The sequence below is a fragment of the Leptospira ellinghausenii genome (assembly GCF_003114815.1).
Lineage (GTDB): Bacteria > Spirochaetota > Leptospiria > Leptospirales > Leptospiraceae > Leptospira_A > Leptospira_A ellinghausenii.
Genome location: NZ_BFAZ01000010.1, coordinates 57,872 through 74,797, shown reverse-complemented (window position 1 = coordinate 74,797; position 16,926 = coordinate 57,872). Strand labels below are relative to the sequence as shown.

The window sequence follows — 16,926 nt, the reverse complement described above, 5'->3', positions numbered from 1 at the left end:
CAATATTGGGAAGTATCTGACCCATAAAGGAGAAACACGAGATGGCACTACGACTCGGCGATGAAGCACCCAATTTCCAAGCGGAAACTTCGGAAGGTAAAATTGACTTCCATGAATATTTAGGACAAAGTTGGGGGATTTTATTTTCTCATCCAAAAGACTACACTCCAGTTTGTACAACGGAGTTAGGTTATGTGGCAAAAATCAAACCTGAGTTTGAAAAAAGAAATGTAAAAGTGATCGCACTTTCCGTTGATCCAGTGGATAGCCATAAAGGTTGGATCTCTGATATCAACGAAACACAAAGCACAAAGGTAAATTACCCGATCATTGCAGATGCTGACAAAAAAGTATCCAATTTATATGATATGATCCACCCAAATGCAAGTGAAACAACTACAGTTCGTTCTGTGTTTGTTGTGGGACCAGACAAAAAAGTAAAACTCACTCTTACTTACCCAGCTTCCACTGGTAGAAATTTTGATGAGCTACTTCGGGTAATTGATTCTTTACAACTCACTTCTCAATACAGTGTGGCAACGCCTGCCAACTGGAAAGACGGAGAGGATACTATCATCGTTCCTTCAGTATCCGATGAAGATGCAAAGAAAAAATTCCCAAAAGGGTTTCGCACAATCAAACCTTATTTACGTTACACACCACAACCAAATAAATAGTGGAAAAGTGGCGGGGCCAATCCCCCGCCTTTGTGGTACATGATTTATGCACATTCATTTAAAACGTATCGAAACCCCATTTGTCCTAGAAGCTACTAACGAATCCGGTAATTCCATTCGGATCGACGCCTCACCTGAAATTGGTGGTAAAAATTCTGGTCCAAGGCCAATGGAACTTCTCATCATGGGTCTTGCAGGTTGTAGTAGCATTGATGTCATCATGATCTTAAACAAGTATCGCATTGAAGTGAAAGACTATTCAGTGGATGTGGAAGCAGACCGAGAAAAAGTAGAAGAAGCCAATCTCTTCAAAAAAATTCATATGAAATTTTTTGTAAAAGGAGAATTCGAAGAGGCACAAGTGAAACGAGCAATTGACTTGAGCTTAGAAAAGTATTGTTCCGTTGCAAAAACCTTGGAAAAAACGGCAACGATCACCTACGAACTAAAATTGGTTTCATAAAATTTACAAAACCAATTCATCATCAAAACTTTCGATATTAAAACTTAAGTGATCGAATTGGGTTCTTATTTCAATTCGTTAAGATCCCAATTGTATTCATTGTAAATGATTTTGGCATCGGGTTTGATCGTATCTTCAAAACCATCCTGCACAAATTGAATTAATGACATTTTTTTGGTAAAGTCAGGTTGGAACCAGTTGAATATCTTACTTAAATACAAGGTATTTGTGTTCTTATCATAAGAATTTTTCTTAGGGTTTTTTAAGAACGTTAGTTTCGCTATTTGTAATTGTTTTTCTAAATTGGTAGGTGTATAAGCTTCGGATTGTAAAATTGGGCATCCAATGGATGCACATACAATCGCAAAATGAATCCTTGGTTCCATAAAATCTTTTCTCAGTTTTTCATGTTCAATCCAATCTAGGTGCCTGGATTTTCCAAGTAGGCTAAAAAATTCTTTTTTCCAAGGAATCCCTCTGGCTAAATTGATTTTTGAAATCGGCGATCCAATGTCAGTGATACTGTCCACAGGGTAATGGTCCACTATCAGTTTTACTGTAAATGCATTATAAGCATTGATCAAAAAACTGATTTTTTCTTTTTCGGAAAAGGATTGGTACTGACTGTCAGAAACTTTTGTTAGTTGGTCGAGGTAACCATTTAATTGGGATGAGTCAGAGATAAATCCTTTGTAAGAGACAAGTCCATTTTTGACATGTTTTTTGAGTAACAAGTCCCAAACACTATGTTTGTGATCAAAGTTCTGTGCAATTAGCGACTGGGACATCCCCAGAACAAAAAAGAGTGCAAAATAATGTTTCATAACAACCATCCAGATCTTAGACAGACCTGTTCCCCTATTGACACTTCAATTTTTAAGTTTGTCTTAGAATTAGGATAAACTATTCAGATAACGGCTGATCCCTTGGACCACAGGAGCGGGGATTTCGTGTCCTCCAGGGAAAGATATGAACTCCCCTAACAAACCAGAACCTCGAAGTAATTTTTCCAGTTTTTTCGCATTGGCATAACCCAAAATAGGATCGTATTCACCATGAGATTGGAAAAACCTTAAGTTTGATTTTTTAGGTGCCAAATCTTTCCAAAGAGTTTCATTGACTAAAGCTCCTGAAAGGATCATTAATCCTTTGGACATTAGTTCATTTCGGAGTGTAATATCAGTAGCAAGCATTGCTCCTTGCGAAAAACCACCTAATATCAATTGGTTCCATGGAACGCCAAGAGCTTCTAACATCAAATAGGCGGAAGCTCTCGCGATATCCATTCCTTCTGGGTCTTTGTCTGCAAAATTTCGAAAATCATTTTTTCGTATCGCTTCTTCTAAGGCGGCCATATCGATGGGGAACCATGCTCGCCCCAAATACCCGGGCATCAGCGGAATACTCAAATGGCCATGTGGGAAAACCCAATTGAATTTTTGGTCTGTAACAAGAACTTCATGGATGGGGTACAAGTCGAATGCACTAGCACCATAACCATGAAACAACACTACCGTAGGAGCATCAGGGTCTCCTTTTACTCTTAATACCTTTAATGGTCCTAAAGATTCTAAATCGTTTTCGTCATCTAACATAAATTATCCGAATAAGGAAGGTTGGTCTTCCGAAATTTCTTTTTCATAAAAATTAGTAACTGATAATCCCAATAGTCTAATTTTTTTAGGAGGATCAAAATTATCCTTCCAAACATTTGCCAACATGTTCGAGGATTGTTGGAAAAGGTTGTCTGCCAAGAAGAAAACAACGTCAGAAGTAATTGATTTTTGTTTTACTGTAAAATCCTCAAATTTTACTTTTAAAGTAAGTGTTTTACCTTTTTTGTTTTTTTTCAACATTCTCATTTCAAGTTCTTTTGCAAGAGATTCCAATTTGAGTAAAAAATAAGAAAAATCCTCAGAATCATGCGTGAAAGTGGTTTCCACACCAATGGACTTGGGATCACGGAAAGGGATAACTTCTCTATCATCGATCCCTCTTGCCATTCGATAAAATACAGCACCCATTTTTCCAAATTCATGGACAAGGAATGATTCCTCCGCTTCTCTCAAATCTTTCCCTTTTGAAAAACCTAAGTGTTGGAGTTTTTCAAAAGTTTTTTTCCCAATCCCAAAAAATTGGTAAAGAGGCAATTCATCTAAGAAAGAAATTTCTTCCCCAGGTAAAACGACAAACAATCCGTTTGGTTTGTTTTTTTCGGAGGCCATCTTCGCCAAAAATTTGTTTGTTGCAACTCCTGCAGAACAAGTGAGCCCTGTGTTTTCCCAAATCTTTTTTCGAATTTCTTTGGCAATTGTACTGGCAAGTGGAATCTCTTGTTTGTTCAATGTTACATCTAAATAAGCTTCATCTAAGGATAAAGGTTCGACTAAATCAGTATATTCCAAAAAGATCCTACGAATTTCTTTTGAAACTGATTTATAAACATCGAATCGTGGAGGAGTGAAAATTGCATCAGGACATAGTTTGTATGCTTGGTAACATGAAATCGCTGATCGGATTCCAAATTTTCTAGCTTCGTAACTTGCAGCACAAACCACTCCCCTAGAATGCGGAGATCCACCAACAACAACCGGTTTCCCTCTCATTTCTGGGAAATCACGTTGTTCAACTGATGCATAAAATGCATCCATATCAATGTGGATGATCTTTCTCATTTGATTTGGAGAGAATTTTTATCTCCTAAAAAAACCTTGCCAAAAGTTTTTTGTAAATCATCCTTTTTGCATAGTGAATTCTAAATTAGCCGCAAAAATTTTAGTCGTTGATGATAATGAAACCAATATGGAAATCATCACCCATATTTTACTAGGCCAAGGTTATGAAGTTGCCGTTGCATACGACGGAGAGTATGCCTTAGAACTTGCGGATGTTTTGGATTTTGATCTGATATTACTCGATATTTTATTGCCAGGAATCAGCGGACTCGAAGTGGCAAAACGACTTTTGGCAATGGAACGTCACAAAAATACACCTATTCTTTTTCTCTCAGCATTAAATGAGACAAGCGATATTGTTAAAGGGTTAGAAACTGGAGCTGTTGACTACATCACAAAACCCTTTCAAGAATCTGAAATTTTAGCAAGGATTCGAACCCATCTCAAAATCAAAACATTAGAAAAGGAACGGATTGATTTATTGTATGCAATTCAGAAAGATTTAGAGTTAGCAAAAACAAACCAAGAAAAACTTGTAACATTTCAATTCCCTCCCTCTCCTTTGTACGAAATATATACTTCATATAAACCTATGGATTTAGTTGGTGGAGATTTGATTACCTATGATGTCCTTCCATCAGGAGATTTGGATATCCTATTCGGTGATGTAACAGGCCATGGTATCGCCGCAGCAATGGTATCTCTAATGGCAATCATTACGTTCAAAACAATGAATAAATCATTTATGTCACCTAGCGAATGTTTATATTGGATTCACAATACCCTCACTCCTTTGATCAGTACACATTTCATAAGTGCAGTTTATATTCGTTACCGTGCTGAGGAAAACTTACTTTCTTATTCGATGGCAGGCCATCACCACATGTTTTTACTTCGAAAAGACAATATTCAAAAATTAGGAACAAAAGGTTTTTGTCTCATGATGTTTCCAGATCAATTGAATACAATTAATGAAGACATCATATTACAATCAGGTGATCGTTTGTTTTTATTTTCAGATGGTATGTTTGAAGTGCCTAATGAAAAGGAAGAATATTTAGGAGATCAAAAATTTTCGGAAATCGTGGAAAAAAATATCAAATTATCATCCCAACAATTTTTGGATTCGATTTCGGAAGAAGTGTTAAAGTATTCAGAAGGAAAAGTTGCTGATGATATGACAATGTTATTACTTGAAGTAAAATGATAGAGCAAATCATATCCATTGGAATTGCTTCAACTCTTTTGTATTTTGCATACTTCTATCATAATGCATACAGGCGAGAGAAAAAACTAAGGAAAATATTATTCCAAAAAAATTTAATCAATGCAAAGGAAATTGAAAGAGTCATTCGTGAAAAAGAAAAACAATACCAAGATATTTATGATACTGCAAACTCTATCATCATTCGTTGGAGTCCTGATTTCCGTATTCATTCAGTAAATCCCTATGCTGAAGAATTTTTTCAAATGGCAAAAGACAAGGCAGAAGGAAAAGACTTAGTTTTAGATTTGTTTCGGATACCATTTGAAAAATCAAATGAAATCAAATCATTATTATGGAACATCTTTCATCGTCCAGAGCAAAACATTCGCCAGGAATTTGATGTCTATGTAGGATTAGATGATAAACGGACTGTTACTTGGTCCAATCGTATTTTAAAAAATGAATTTGGTTATCCGCACGAAGTATTATCGATTGGAATTGATATCACAAACAGAAAGATTGCCGAAGAGAACTTGATGAAATCCTATGAACGGATTTTGGATTTATATAACAATGCTCCTTGTGGTTATCACTCTCTCGACAAAGATAATATTTTAGTATCAATCAATGATACTGAATTGGATTGGTTGGGATATTCAAGAGAAGAAATTGTCGGCAACTTTCGAATCAATGATTTGCTAACATCTAGTAGTTTCGAAAAATTCCAACAAATCATTCATTCGTTCCCTCATGAGACATTAACGGGAGTTGAATTAGAGTTTGTTAGAAAGGATAAATCCACCTTTTTTGTAAGTTTAAATTCTATTCCAACGTATGATAAAAATGGGAATTTTGTAATTAGCAAATCCACCGTTTTTGATATCACCGACCGGAAACTCGCGGAAGATAAACTAAATGATTATTCTCAAAAAATTCAGCTCCAAAACATACGACTCCAAAAAGCTGTTAAAGCAGCCATCAAAGCAAACCAATCAAAATCGGTATTTTTTTCTAAAATCACACATGAACTTCGAACACCATTACATGCAGTGATAGGGTTCTCACAAATATTAGAAAAGGATCCAAATTTACCTGAACACTTAAAAGGGTATGTTAATTCTTTATACGAAAATGGTGTACATTTATTAGGAATGATCAATGATATATTAGATCTTTCTAAAATAGAAGCAGGTAAGATGACAGAGACTAGAGAAAAATTTTCTTTAGTGCAACTTTGGGACACATTGTTTTCAATGTTTTCGTATCGATTTGCTGAAAAACAAATTCATTTTGAACTACTAAAACCAGAAACGATAGAAAATCGATTTTATGAAGCAGACCTACAAAAAATTAGACAAATATTAGTCAATTTACTCGCAAATTCATTAAAATTTACAAACCAAGGATTTGTGAATTTGGAAATCCAAATTAAACATGGATTGGAACCTAATATTGATTTGGTTTGTTTTACCGTCAAAGACTCTGGAATTGGAATCCCTAAAGACCAACTCCATTCTATTTTTGAAGCTTTCCAACAAACAGAACAAGGGAGTTCCTACCAAGAAGGGACAGGACTTGGACTCTCCATATCACATCAATTAGTCGATTTTTTGGGTGGCACTATCCAAGTAGACAGTGAATTGAACATAGGTTCAACATTTGTATTTGAATTACCTCTTCTACGATTAATGGAAATCCCAAATGATCTCATTCAAAAATCAAAAATTGGCCCTACAAATTCTAAAGAAGTTTGGCATATCACAAAGGTAGACGAAAAGGAAAAAGAATTTGTGCAGGACTTTTTAAATTCAGAAGACAATCAATTCAAACACGAAATTTTACAGCTGATCAAAATCCAAAATTTCGGCCAATTATTACAACTACTTGGTAAAATCCCTTCAGAAGCAAAAGGGAAAACAATTTTACTCGAAAAAGTGAAGAACAAACGATACAAATTTTTAATCGATTTGGTTCAATCATCTTCCCTTTAAAGGGTTACTGTTTTTCCGTTTTGATCTCTATTTTCTGGTAATTTTTTTGTTTTAAAATGTCTGTGACTGTTACAAAGATTCCAAATTCTAAGTGTTGGTCTACTTCTAAACTTACAGTTTTGTTTGGATCAGGATTGTTCTCTAAAGTTTTTACGAATGTATCCATATCCATTTTAGTATCATTTTTATATAAATCACCATTGGTTTTGATTTGAATTTTGAAAGCATACGTTTCATTTCCAATACTTTCTGTTTTTGATTTAGGTAAATCCAATGAGATGGAAGAAGTAGGTTCTGAGAATCGAACGGCTAACATTAAAAAGATTAAAAGGATAAACAAAACATCAATCAAACTGCTAATATCAATACCTGATTCTTGTTTCGGTTTTCTGAGTTTCATTCTGTTTTGGTATGGTCTTTTGCGAAAAGTTCAGATAAATATTGAATTTTATTTTCGATGATTCGATGGAAAAACAAGGAAGGAATAGCGACTAGTAACCCAGCTATCGTGGTATTCAAAGCATCTTTGATTCCACCTGCCAAAACTTCCAAACTTACCTTTTTTTGGGCTTCCATTTCTCCGAAGGCAGTGTTTATCCCAATCACTGTTCCAAGCAAACCAAGTAACATGGCTAAGGAAGCAATGGTTGGGAACCAATGGGTTGTTCGTTCTAATGGAGAAAAAAACAAATCCAATTCGTCTTCAGATGGTACTTTGGGGAAACATTTCATTCTTGTTTCCTTTTCTTCCAATTTTCGAAATCCAAAGAACAAACGCAAAAAAGAAGCCAAAGAAATCATCGAAAAAGCTAAAAGAAGAATAAAAATCAAAATTGCGGGAATTGAAAATGTCCAATTCATGGATGTATCGACCTCTATGAACCAATACAAACTGCCTTCCCAAGAAAAGAAACCCGAATATGTAAGAAAGAACTTTGATGGAATCGCGAGAGCTTACGACAGATTCAATGATTGGAATAGTTTTTTCCTACACCGAATCTGGAAGGATTGGGTTGTCAAAGAAGCAAAAAAGGAGGTCCCTCATGCAACATCTGCTTTGGATCTATGTTGTGGTACAGGTGATATCACGTATCGGTTATCCTTGGATCCCCATCTTCAAAGGGTGGTTGGACTCGATTTTTCAGAACAGATGTTATCCTATGCCTTTCCGAAAGTAGAAGGGAAAACACAGGTCCAACTCCTTGTAGGTGATGCCATGGACCTCAAACAATTTCCCGAAGGGAGTTTTGATATTGTAACCATGGGTTTTGGCCTTAGGAATGTTTCTGATTTAAAAAAATGCCTTTTTGAGATCAAACGAGTGTTAAAGAAGGATGGAGTGTATGTCAATTTGGATGTTGGTCGTGTGAGACCGAAATTCCTGAAATTCTTTGCTGATTTTTACTTTTTTAAAATCGTTCCTTTATTTGGGTATTTGTTGTATGGGAAACAAAATGAAATGTTTGATTACCTCCCCCATTCTTCCAAACTTTACCCCGACCAAGAAACACTTTCTCTCATCCTAAAAGAGGTTGGATTTACCAATGTCCGTTTCCAGAATTTTGTATTTGGAAATGCGGTTGCTCATATTGCAAAAAAAGGGAAATGATGTTTTTTTAAGCAATTATGTCTGATCAATTTCAAAAATTGTCCTTTTTTTTGATCTCTGTTCGTACTTCTACCCAGAAATCCCATGGATTTCCCTAAATTTTTTTGCAAAAGCGTTGATTATTTTCAATATTTGTCGTTTAATCCCCTATACAGGTAGGAAAAAAATATGAATCGATGGATCATTCTTTTGGTGCTTCCACTCTTTCTTCTGGATTGCTCCAATAAGAAAAAAGGAATGTTACTTCTCCCCTTTTTAGGGCTCGGCGACGGAACCACACAGGCCACAACGGCTTCCGCAAATGATGGTGATGGAACATTTACTGTAGTAGGATTGGAAACAACAGATCCAAGCCAAGTGACATCTCCTGATACCAATACAAACACGGGTGATACTGGTAATTCCGAAACTCCTTCCGTAGTCACTCCAACACCAACTCCAGCGGCTCCAACACCTGGACCGACAACCGTTAATAATGAAACTACAACGACTGTGGTTGACCAAACCAATGGTGGAGATTTTAATTTTGAAACAAATATTACTGTTCCTGTTACAGTTGTGATTGTGAATGAGGCTGGTCCTGTGACCAACGCTCCTGTCACTGTGACGGAATCCATTACAACAGGGGAACCAAATGTTGTAGGAGTCGGAACTACAGACGGAAATGGTTCAGTTACCATTCCAATCAGTGTTCCTCCTACAGTAGTCTCTGTTGATATCAGTGTTGTCGGTGTGAACCCAACAACAGGGGAAGTTGTGGAAATCGTGGGATCAGCTCCTGTACAACAACCAGCAACTGGCTCCAATTCAGAAGGCACTGTTGTGGTTGCACCTGTGATCAATGTAGACGCTACCAATTTCCAACCAGTGAATGGTTGTGTGCAATCGGTTGACTCTGATTGTGATGGAATTGCCAATAATTTTGACGAATTCCCAGATGATCCAAGTTTAGCAACCATTGCAAGATCTGGACGTTATACAATAGCATTTGAGGACATGTTCCCTTCTGCTGGGGATGCGGACTTAAATGACCACTCAACTGTTTTCAGTACTGAGATGGACAAAACACCGACTAACAAAGTCAAAATTATTCGTGGAACTTATACACATGTTGCAAAGGGTGCAGGTTACAATCATGAATTGAGACTTTCACTTGATGTTCCAACAAATGCAACTGTTCAAATCAGTTACTTAGATGGAAGTGGAAACCCATGGAATGGTTGTGCTTCTGCTCCTAAATACACTGCCAATACTGCAGGTGATTGCACAGGTGGAACATTAACACCTGCACAACTCAAACGTGGAGTATTAATCCTCCCAAGTTCTGATAAAACATTGTTTGGAAAGAAAAATGCTCCGGCAGCTGGATCTACTTTTACAATCAATGACTTTGTAAGAGGGGTCACTGCACAAGTTACGATTACCTTCGAAGAACCAGTGGATTTGAATGCGACTAAGAACCTAGTTGGGGGACACCTAAACTACTTCCTTGCAATCAACCAAAAAACTGACGGTGTTTTCAGACAAATTTTCCGTCCAGGTTACTTCAAAGATGCAAAAGGAAAAGACGCTTTCCTAGACAAAAATGGTTTCCCTTGGGCCATCATCGTTCCAGGTGTTTTCAACCACCCAACAGAAGGTGCTGACATTCGCAAACCATCTACTTCTGGTTACATTTTCTTTAACTCATGGATGAACTCCAATGGTGTTGCTCATAAGGATTGGTATTTACACATCGACCAAATCCCTGCACCAAACCGTCCATCCTATGTAGTAAGAGTAAGTGATTTTTACACAGACAATGGATTTACTGCTTACCTCATTAAAGCGGTTCGTAAGAACGCATTTGAAGTATCAGCAAGTCTCATCGTCGTAGGAGCTGCGTTAGGTTTTCTCATGAAACGGAAAATGGGAAATCCAAAAGCCGCTTAAAAACAATTCTACCTAAACAAAAGAAATCCTTCCTCCGAAACCACGGGGGGAGGATTTTTGTTTTATGGCCTCTCTTTTACGGTTCGCTGACAAAGATTACTTTTTATCTGGCAATTTTTTCAAAGACCTTGAGTTCCACCATCCGATCCTTGTAGATCCTCTTTGGCAAGGAACGAAGTTAGAAACTCAATTCCAACAATTTCCGCTCCCAGTCTTAGAATCACCGAACCACCGATCGTTTGGTTTGGTGACATCCGGATCCACTGGAGTCCCAAAAATAGTATGGAAAGAGTGGGATGAAATCCAATCAGAACTTGAAGTTTGGGCAATCGAGGGAGAAATCCAAAGATTCTTGCATGGGACCAAGGAAATCCAAGTCCAAGTCCCCTTTTGCCATCTCTACGGCCTTCTCTGGGGATTTTTACTTCCAAAACAATTAGGAATTCCTATTGTCTTTGGGGATGGATTCACAGCTTCGCAAACGACTCTATGCATTACTTCTGCCCCTCAGTTACAGTTGGCGTTATCACAAGGGAACCAACTTCCAAAACGAGTCATTGTTTCTGGGATGAAATTTCCAGTCCCACTCGCTCGGGAACTCAGAGAAAAAACAGAAATTTCAATCATAGAGATTTATGGGTCTACAGAAACCGGCGGAATGGGTTACCGTGACCCACTTAGGCAAAACAGATTCCAATTTTTACCAAATTTGGAATTTCAATTCCAAACCGTAGAGGAAAACGAGGAACTTTTAGTCAAAAGTCCATTTGTTTCAAAACAATATTATTCCTTACAAGCCAGTGAATGGGTATTATCTATATTACCTCCTAATTCATATTATGCGACTGGGGATTTAGGAGAATATTCGGATCTCGGATTTTATCTTTTAGGTAGGAAAGACCGTATTATCAAACACAAAGGGAAACGAGTGTCATTGGACCGAATTGAATCAGAAATACTTGGTTTAGGACTCGAAGGTCAGTTTTATTGTGTGCCAGTACATCATGAAACAGGTGATACAATTGGGTTATTTACTGATTCTCTACTTCCCATAGATACTATCTACCAGACATTACGGAGTGAACTCCCAAGTAGTCATGTTCCAAGAGTGATTGTCAAACAAAACGAAATCCCAAAATTACCAAACGGGAAAACTGATTATTCCAAAATCTCAAGTTTTTGTTATGAAGAATTCCTTAGGCTTCAAACGCTAAAGGATAAGGGAAAAAACATACAAAACATCAATTCGGAAACCACAATTCCTGAAATACTAGAATCAATTTTGGGTTCGGTTCCAAAACCAGACCAACATTTCATCTATGATTGTGGGATGGATTCGATCCTCTTTAGTGAACTCATTTTGAAATTGGAAAAAAAAATTGGGCACCAAATTCCAGAAGAAGATAAACAAACTGGTTACTTATTCAGTTTGTCAGGGCTTGAAGAATATGTCAGGGAGAAACTCTACTTGTTAGAATGAAAACTGATGGGGAAAGACTTGTTCCTCCCCCAGTGTTCTCATTCAATTGGATTCTTTTTTATCTTAGTTTTACAAAGATCCAATTTGAGTTTGTACCTTTGTCATGATACAAATGAATCACCACATTGGTAGGCTTCATTTTGTAAGTAAAAACATAATTGAAAGCGATGTCCAAATCACCTGAGATCATCCCTTCTTTGAACCTACCATAAAAAATACGGTTATTGGTACAGATTGCTACTTCAGTGAAAAAGTTTTTCCCTACCGCTGTTTGAATGGGAACATTGGCTAGTTCTGATTCATATTTGTTGTAGAGTAAAATTTTACCTGATTCATCTACCTTTACAATTCCAAATGGGTATGCATCTGCTTCCGATTGGCTAAGGGATCCGAGTTTACCTAAAATGCTTGGGTCAATAAATTTGCTCATTAATTTCGTTCCTGTTCGAATGTGTTTTATGTTTCGTATTCTGAATACATCGAGTTGAGTTGTTCTTCCATTCCTCGGATGAGTGCCATCACCTCAGAAATAGAATGGGTTTTTGTTTCCTTTAACAACATTTCCTTTTCCGCATATAAATCAGAGATTTGTTCTTCAATGGAGTCTGACTCTATAGAATTTGACGGATTCCCAATCGCATTCGTCACAGAATTTTCTTTTTCTGCGTATAAGTCTTCTACTTGCATCACCAAATCTTTTGTGACTTCGATGAGGCTTGTCACGTCCTCGGCACCTCTGACTTGATTTCGGACCAATTCATTGATCCAATAAATGACGGAATTTTGTGATTTCGCCTTCTCTAAACGCAACCGTTCTGAAAGCGGATAGTGTTCTTCAATTTCCCTTTTCGTGAATATCATAGTCTAAAGATTAGATGTATTTTTCGGTTAAAATACGTCAAAAAAAAAGAATTCAAATGAAAATCAGGAAAACAAATGCCACAAAAACATATCCTCAATGAAGAAAAGAGGCTGTATTCTAGAGTAATGTGGAATGATTCCATCAATTTTGTCCTTTTTCTCCTCCTTGTAGGTATATTTGGATTCCAATCCATTTACGGACTACTCCCAGTACCAATACAAATATTAGCTGGTTTGGTGGTTTTTGTTACATTCGTATTTTCTATTTTTCGAATGATCCAAAATAAATATATTCTAAAGAAAGATTTAGCCTCAAATCATTTAGCTGCTGATCCAGTTCTTTTACTTTCAGGATATGGAATCGATATGCACGAATATTCGGAGTCTCTAACAGATACATGTTCTGATTTACAAAAAAGATTGGATGCCATTGGCAATCATATCATTGAATTAAATGAGAAAATTCAAACGACAGGCAGTGACATTGATCGTGTGTACCAAATTGTTTCCCAACTCGCCTCCGAAGAAGTAAAACTCATGGATGCAGTCGGTAAAACTTCCGAAGAAATCAACATCATGTTTGATATTGTAAACGTTGTCATTGCTGAGATCCAAAGCAGAAATGAGACAATGGAAAATCTTGTTCAACTTAGTAAGGATGGAAGAAAAAAGGTAAACGATACCAATTTTACCATCCAGAGAATCAGTGAGTCCTCAGGGAATATTTTAAAACTCATCGACTTCATTAATGGAGTATCCAAACAAACGAATTTACTCGCAATCAATGCGGCCATTGAGGCAACTCACTCCGGTTCCGAAGGGAAAGGTTTCACGGTCATTGCTGATGAAATTAAAAATTTATCCACAATGACGGCAAATAATGCAAAACAGATTTCGAAAATCTTAAACGAGAATGTAATTGATTATAAAAAAGCAGAAAAACTTGGGATCGAATCGGGAGATGCCTTTCAATTCATTGCTTCGGAAATTCATGTTGTTCATGGAACAATCGCGGAAGTTGTACAATCCATTCAGGAATTAAAGTCAAGAGGTGGTGCCATCCTTTCCAAAGCAAAAACACTAGATGATGTTGCAGAACGTGTGCGAGATACTTCTGGTGAGGTTTATGGTGAGATTGTAACGATCAATTCGAATCTAGACGAAATCCAATCTTTATCCAATACAATCCAAAATGAATGTGAAGAGATTCGTTCAGCACAACAAGTCATCTTAAAAACGACTGAAATTTTAAAATCACAAATCAAAGACATCCATTCTGCCACAGATAAGATGATGATGGGAACCACTTGAAAATAGATAGACCGATTGTTCTAAATTTTAAAAACTGGGTGAATGAGAAATAGAGAGAGATTACTCGAATACAAAGTTCATCCCCTTTGGAAATTTTTAGAAGAAACTTATGGTTTTGAACAGGCATTCCGAATGTTCAAACCGTATGAAGGGGCAAACATCTTACCAAAACTCATCGATCGAAACACAATGGTAGTTTCCATGCCACTCATCCTTTCCAATACAAATTATGTAGGAACCCATTTTGGTGGTTCCTTATACTCTATGTGTGATCCTTTTTTTATGTTTTTACTCATGATGAATTTAGGAAAAGACTATATGGTATGGGACAAAGGAGCCAAAATCGATTTTGTCAAACCAGGTGAAGGCACGGTAACAGCAACGTTCCATCTTCCTGATTCTGAATTTGCAGAAATCAAAAATCTATTACAAAAAGATAAAAAAACAATCCGAAACTATGAGACTCTCGTTGTTGGTGAAGATGGAAAAACTGTGGCTCAAATTACCAAGGATTTGTACATCCGTAGGCTCACCTAATCACAGTGAATGAATTTTCTTAATTTAAAACTGAAAACGACCTAAACCATCAAATTGGGATTTTGGTAATCGAAATTCCAATTTAGATCTGGTATGGATTTGGATGTAAGTAGCACCTTTAGGTGCATCTCCAGACCAAACATAACCAGACTTAGTTTCCGTAAATAATTCTTGTTTGATCTGATTTCTTTCTACATTTAAAAAATTGATTCCAACAAGAGAGGATTTGGAGTTAGTTTCCAAAAAGATTCGTCCACTACGGGAAACATTTACATCCACCAATTTCCATTCCCAAATTTTTCCATGAAATTCATATTCATAGTTAGGTGATACAGGAGGGATTGTATATGCGATTTGATAATCTTTGATTTCATTTTTACGAAATTCCGACCCTATTCCATAGGTTAAAAATTTCTGTGAATGAAACAAACTGTAGTTTAAAGGAAGACCTATTGACAAGATGAGCAGTAAGGGAGAAAACCAAATTGTTTTCCTAAATTTATCAAAACTGGGAGAAAAACCAGTTCCTTTTTCCCCTAAAAGAATGAGATAAAAACATAAAAAGGCACCATCCGAATTTTGAATTTGGACTCCAAATAAAAATGGGATGAGAAGTAAGATTCCTTGTTTCCAAAGCCCTCTTTCCCAAAGGAAAATCCCGATATAAAAAAGAAATACTATGGAACCAAGGATTCCTAATTCATACAACATCCAATGGTAAAATGTGGGTGGGAAATCAACGAAGGGGATATTGGCATTGGATCCATTTTGTTCTGGGGAAAGTAAATACAATGGAAAAGATCCAATCCCATTTCCCATCCATAGGTTTTCCTGAATTCCCAAATTTGCAACTTTGATGAGCTCATATCGGACTAAATCCAATTGTTGGAAGGCTAAACTTGGAGAATTAGGGAATGATTTTAGAAACAACATAAATCGTTTTGCTAGGATCACAAGATCCCATTCTTTTGGTACAAGACTAATACCATATAATGCCAAACAACCTAACATTGGCAAAACGAAGTACAATGCAATTCGCGTGAAAATTTTGGTTTTTGGTGATACAATCCATAAATCCGTTGTGAGTTGGATGAATCCAACTGATACCATTACCCCCCAAATCACCCAAAAAGCCTTTCCTTGTTTTAATCCCAACCAAGTGAGGAGGAGAAACGAAAGGATTAATAATAATAAACTAAAACGTTCTTTTGATTTTCGCCAAATATGAGTTAACTTCGTCATCCATAAAAATCCGATGACTGGAACAAGCCAAGATGCAGATCCTGAGTCTTGGAAAAAACCTGTAGTACGACCTGCACTGACACTTAAATGGGTTCCTTGTGAAAAAAATTCCAAACTCCAAATAGATTGGATACACATCACCAAAAGATTGATTCCAAATCCTAAAAAAAGTCCAAATCGAATCTGTTCTGATAAACTATCCTTTGATGGAGTTGGCATAGATCGTTCTTCTGAAAAAAAATATAAAATGACAAGTGTTAGTGGAATAAGTATTTTACAAGAAAGCCCCATGGCTTCTCTTGAAGAAAGTTTTGGATAATACAAATATTCTTGGATACCAAGTCCTGTAAAAACACCCATTCCTTGGTATTCCAAAAAACACAAAATTGTTAAACAGAAGATAAAAAATAAAAATCCAAAATAAGTAGAATACCAAATGGGAGAATTTGATTTTCCAGTGGGATTTCGAATCATCCAGTCGGTAATGATTTGTTCTGATTGTTTTGGTAATGCAGTATCATTTCGGCCAAGTAACACGAGTAAGGTTTCTCGAACCCAAATCCCAAGGATGGAACCAAGAAGAAGTCCCACTAATTGGTAAGAACCCACCATGGGTATTCCCGATAAATAGGGAAGCCTTACAAGAGTGATCGCCGATAAACTTGTCCAAATCCTTCCAGTTTTCCGTTGGTACAATTGTGGGAAAAAACCAAAGGAAAACTGGAAGAAAAAGGAGGGATAAAAGAGTGTTTGGGGAACAGGCTCCACGTACCGGTGTAAGTTCCAAACGAGAATACTCGCACCAAAAAAAAATACTAAGTCAAGGATTGGTAAAGAACGAAGCCTATCTAAAAAACTCACGATAGAAAGAGTTTAAGGACTGGTATGGCGAATCAATTGTATTTTCAGATGAAAAAGAGAATTCGGTGTAGGGAAAAGTG

At 36.8% G+C, this 16,926-nt stretch carries 17 protein-coding genes; 9 read left to right on the top strand and 8 right to left on the bottom strand.

What is annotated here, in order from left to right:
• Window positions 1-41 precede the first annotated feature (41 nt).
• Together DI076_RS17235 and DI076_RS17230 are read left to right on the top strand one after the other, a co-directional pair.
• The gene (locus DI076_RS17235; protein ID WP_108961104.1) at window positions 42-677 is read left to right on the top strand and encodes a peroxiredoxin; all 636 of its coding nucleotides are present in this window, start codon (window positions 42-44) and stop codon (window positions 675-677) included.
• A gap of 46 nt (window positions 678-723) precedes the next feature.
• A complete protein-coding gene (locus DI076_RS17230; RefSeq protein WP_108961103.1) occupies window positions 724-1,140 on the top strand; it encodes an OsmC family protein in 417 nt (138 codons plus the stop codon).
• Window positions 1,141-1,205: 65 nt separating this feature from the next.
• Here DI076_RS17230 and DI076_RS17225 read toward each other — a convergent pair whose 3' ends face one another.
• The 3 genes from DI076_RS17225 to dinB form a co-directional block, all read right to left on the bottom strand.
• Complete coding sequence (locus DI076_RS17225; protein ID WP_108961270.1) at window positions 1,206-1,964, bottom strand: DUF547 domain-containing protein; 759 nt, start codon at window positions 1,962-1,964, stop codon at window positions 1,206-1,208.
• A 69-nt stretch (window positions 1,965-2,033) separates the two neighbouring features.
• On the bottom strand, window positions 2,034-2,735 hold the full coding sequence (locus DI076_RS17220) for an alpha/beta hydrolase (RefSeq protein ID WP_108961102.1): 702 nt from the start codon (window positions 2,733-2,735) through the stop codon (window positions 2,034-2,036).
• Between the two features lie 3 nt (window positions 2,736-2,738).
• Window positions 2,739-3,815: a DNA polymerase IV gene (gene dinB, locus DI076_RS17215; protein WP_108961101.1), complete on the bottom strand. Its 1,077-nt coding sequence runs from the start codon at window positions 3,813-3,815 to the stop codon at window positions 2,739-2,741.
• 73 nt (window positions 3,816-3,888) lie between these two features.
• On the opposite strand from dinB, the gene DI076_RS17210 reads away from it, so the two are divergent.
• Together DI076_RS17210 and DI076_RS17205 are read left to right on the top strand one after the other, a co-directional pair.
• On the top strand, window positions 3,889-5,022 hold the full coding sequence (locus tag DI076_RS17210; protein WP_108961100.1) for a PP2C family protein-serine/threonine phosphatase: 1,134 nt from the start codon (window positions 3,889-3,891) through the stop codon (window positions 5,020-5,022).
• A complete protein-coding gene (locus tag DI076_RS17205) occupies window positions 5,019-7,013 on the top strand; it encodes a PAS domain-containing sensor histidine kinase (RefSeq protein WP_108961099.1) in 1,995 nt (664 codons plus the stop codon). The genes DI076_RS17210 and DI076_RS17205 overlap by 4 nt, the downstream gene beginning before the upstream one ends.
• Before the next feature lie 4 nt (window positions 7,014-7,017).
• Here DI076_RS17205 and DI076_RS17200 read toward each other — a convergent pair whose 3' ends face one another.
• Window positions 7,018-7,413: an ExbD/TolR family protein gene (locus tag DI076_RS17200; protein ID WP_108961098.1), complete on the bottom strand. Its 396-nt coding sequence runs from the start codon at window positions 7,411-7,413 to the stop codon at window positions 7,018-7,020.
• Complete coding sequence (locus DI076_RS17195; protein ID WP_245918537.1) at window positions 7,410-7,745, bottom strand: MotA/TolQ/ExbB proton channel family protein; 336 nt, start codon at window positions 7,743-7,745, stop codon at window positions 7,410-7,412. Before DI076_RS17195 ends, DI076_RS17200 begins: the two co-directional genes overlap by 4 nt.
• A gap of 145 nt (window positions 7,746-7,890) precedes the next feature.
• On the opposite strand from DI076_RS17195, the gene DI076_RS17190 reads away from it, so the two are divergent.
• The 3 genes from DI076_RS17190 (at window position 7,891) to DI076_RS17180 (ending at window position 12,034) form a co-directional block, all read left to right on the top strand.
• Window positions 7,891-8,622 carry a ubiquinone/menaquinone biosynthesis methyltransferase gene (locus DI076_RS17190; RefSeq protein WP_108961097.1) on the top strand — a complete coding sequence of 244 codons (732 nt, stop codon included), beginning with the start codon at window positions 7,891-7,893 and terminating at the stop codon, window positions 8,620-8,622.
• Window positions 8,623-8,790: 168 nt separating this feature from the next.
• Entirely contained in the window at window positions 8,791-10,554 is a 1,764-nt protein-coding gene (locus tag DI076_RS17185) for an LruC domain-containing protein (RefSeq protein WP_108961096.1), read from the top strand.
• A 64-nt stretch (window positions 10,555-10,618) separates the two neighbouring features.
• Window positions 10,619-12,034, top strand: coding sequence for a non-ribosomal peptide synthetase (locus tag DI076_RS17180; protein WP_108961095.1), 1,416 nt, complete (start codon window positions 10,619-10,621; stop codon window positions 12,032-12,034).
• A 58-nt stretch (window positions 12,035-12,092) separates the two neighbouring features.
• Here DI076_RS17180 and DI076_RS17175 read toward each other — a convergent pair whose 3' ends face one another.
• Together DI076_RS17175 and DI076_RS17170 are read right to left on the bottom strand one after the other, a co-directional pair.
• Window positions 12,093-12,464 carry a PAS domain-containing protein gene (locus DI076_RS17175; protein WP_108961094.1) on the bottom strand — a complete coding sequence of 124 codons (372 nt, stop codon included), beginning with the start codon at window positions 12,462-12,464 and terminating at the stop codon, window positions 12,093-12,095.
• A gap of 26 nt (window positions 12,465-12,490) precedes the next feature.
• Window positions 12,491-12,895, bottom strand: coding sequence for a hypothetical protein (locus DI076_RS17170; protein WP_108961093.1), 405 nt, complete (start codon window positions 12,893-12,895; stop codon window positions 12,491-12,493).
• 75 nt (window positions 12,896-12,970) lie between these two features.
• On the opposite strand from DI076_RS17170, the gene DI076_RS17165 reads away from it, so the two are divergent.
• Together DI076_RS17165 and DI076_RS17160 are read left to right on the top strand one after the other, a co-directional pair.
• Window positions 12,971-14,206, top strand: a complete 1,236-nt coding sequence (locus DI076_RS17165) for a methyl-accepting chemotaxis protein (RefSeq protein ID WP_108961092.1) — start codon at window positions 12,971-12,973, stop codon at window positions 14,204-14,206.
• Window positions 14,207-14,248: 42 nt separating this feature from the next.
• Window positions 14,249-14,743, top strand: coding sequence for a DUF4442 domain-containing protein (locus DI076_RS17160; protein WP_108961091.1), 495 nt, complete (start codon window positions 14,249-14,251; stop codon window positions 14,741-14,743).
• A 24-nt stretch (window positions 14,744-14,767) separates the two neighbouring features.
• On the opposite strand, the gene DI076_RS17155 is transcribed toward DI076_RS17160, so the two are convergent.
• Window positions 14,768-16,846 (bottom strand): hypothetical protein, encoded by a 2,079-nt coding sequence (locus tag DI076_RS17155; protein WP_108961090.1) that lies wholly within the window; start codon window positions 16,844-16,846, stop codon window positions 14,768-14,770.
• Window positions 16,847-16,926 lie beyond the last annotated feature (80 nt).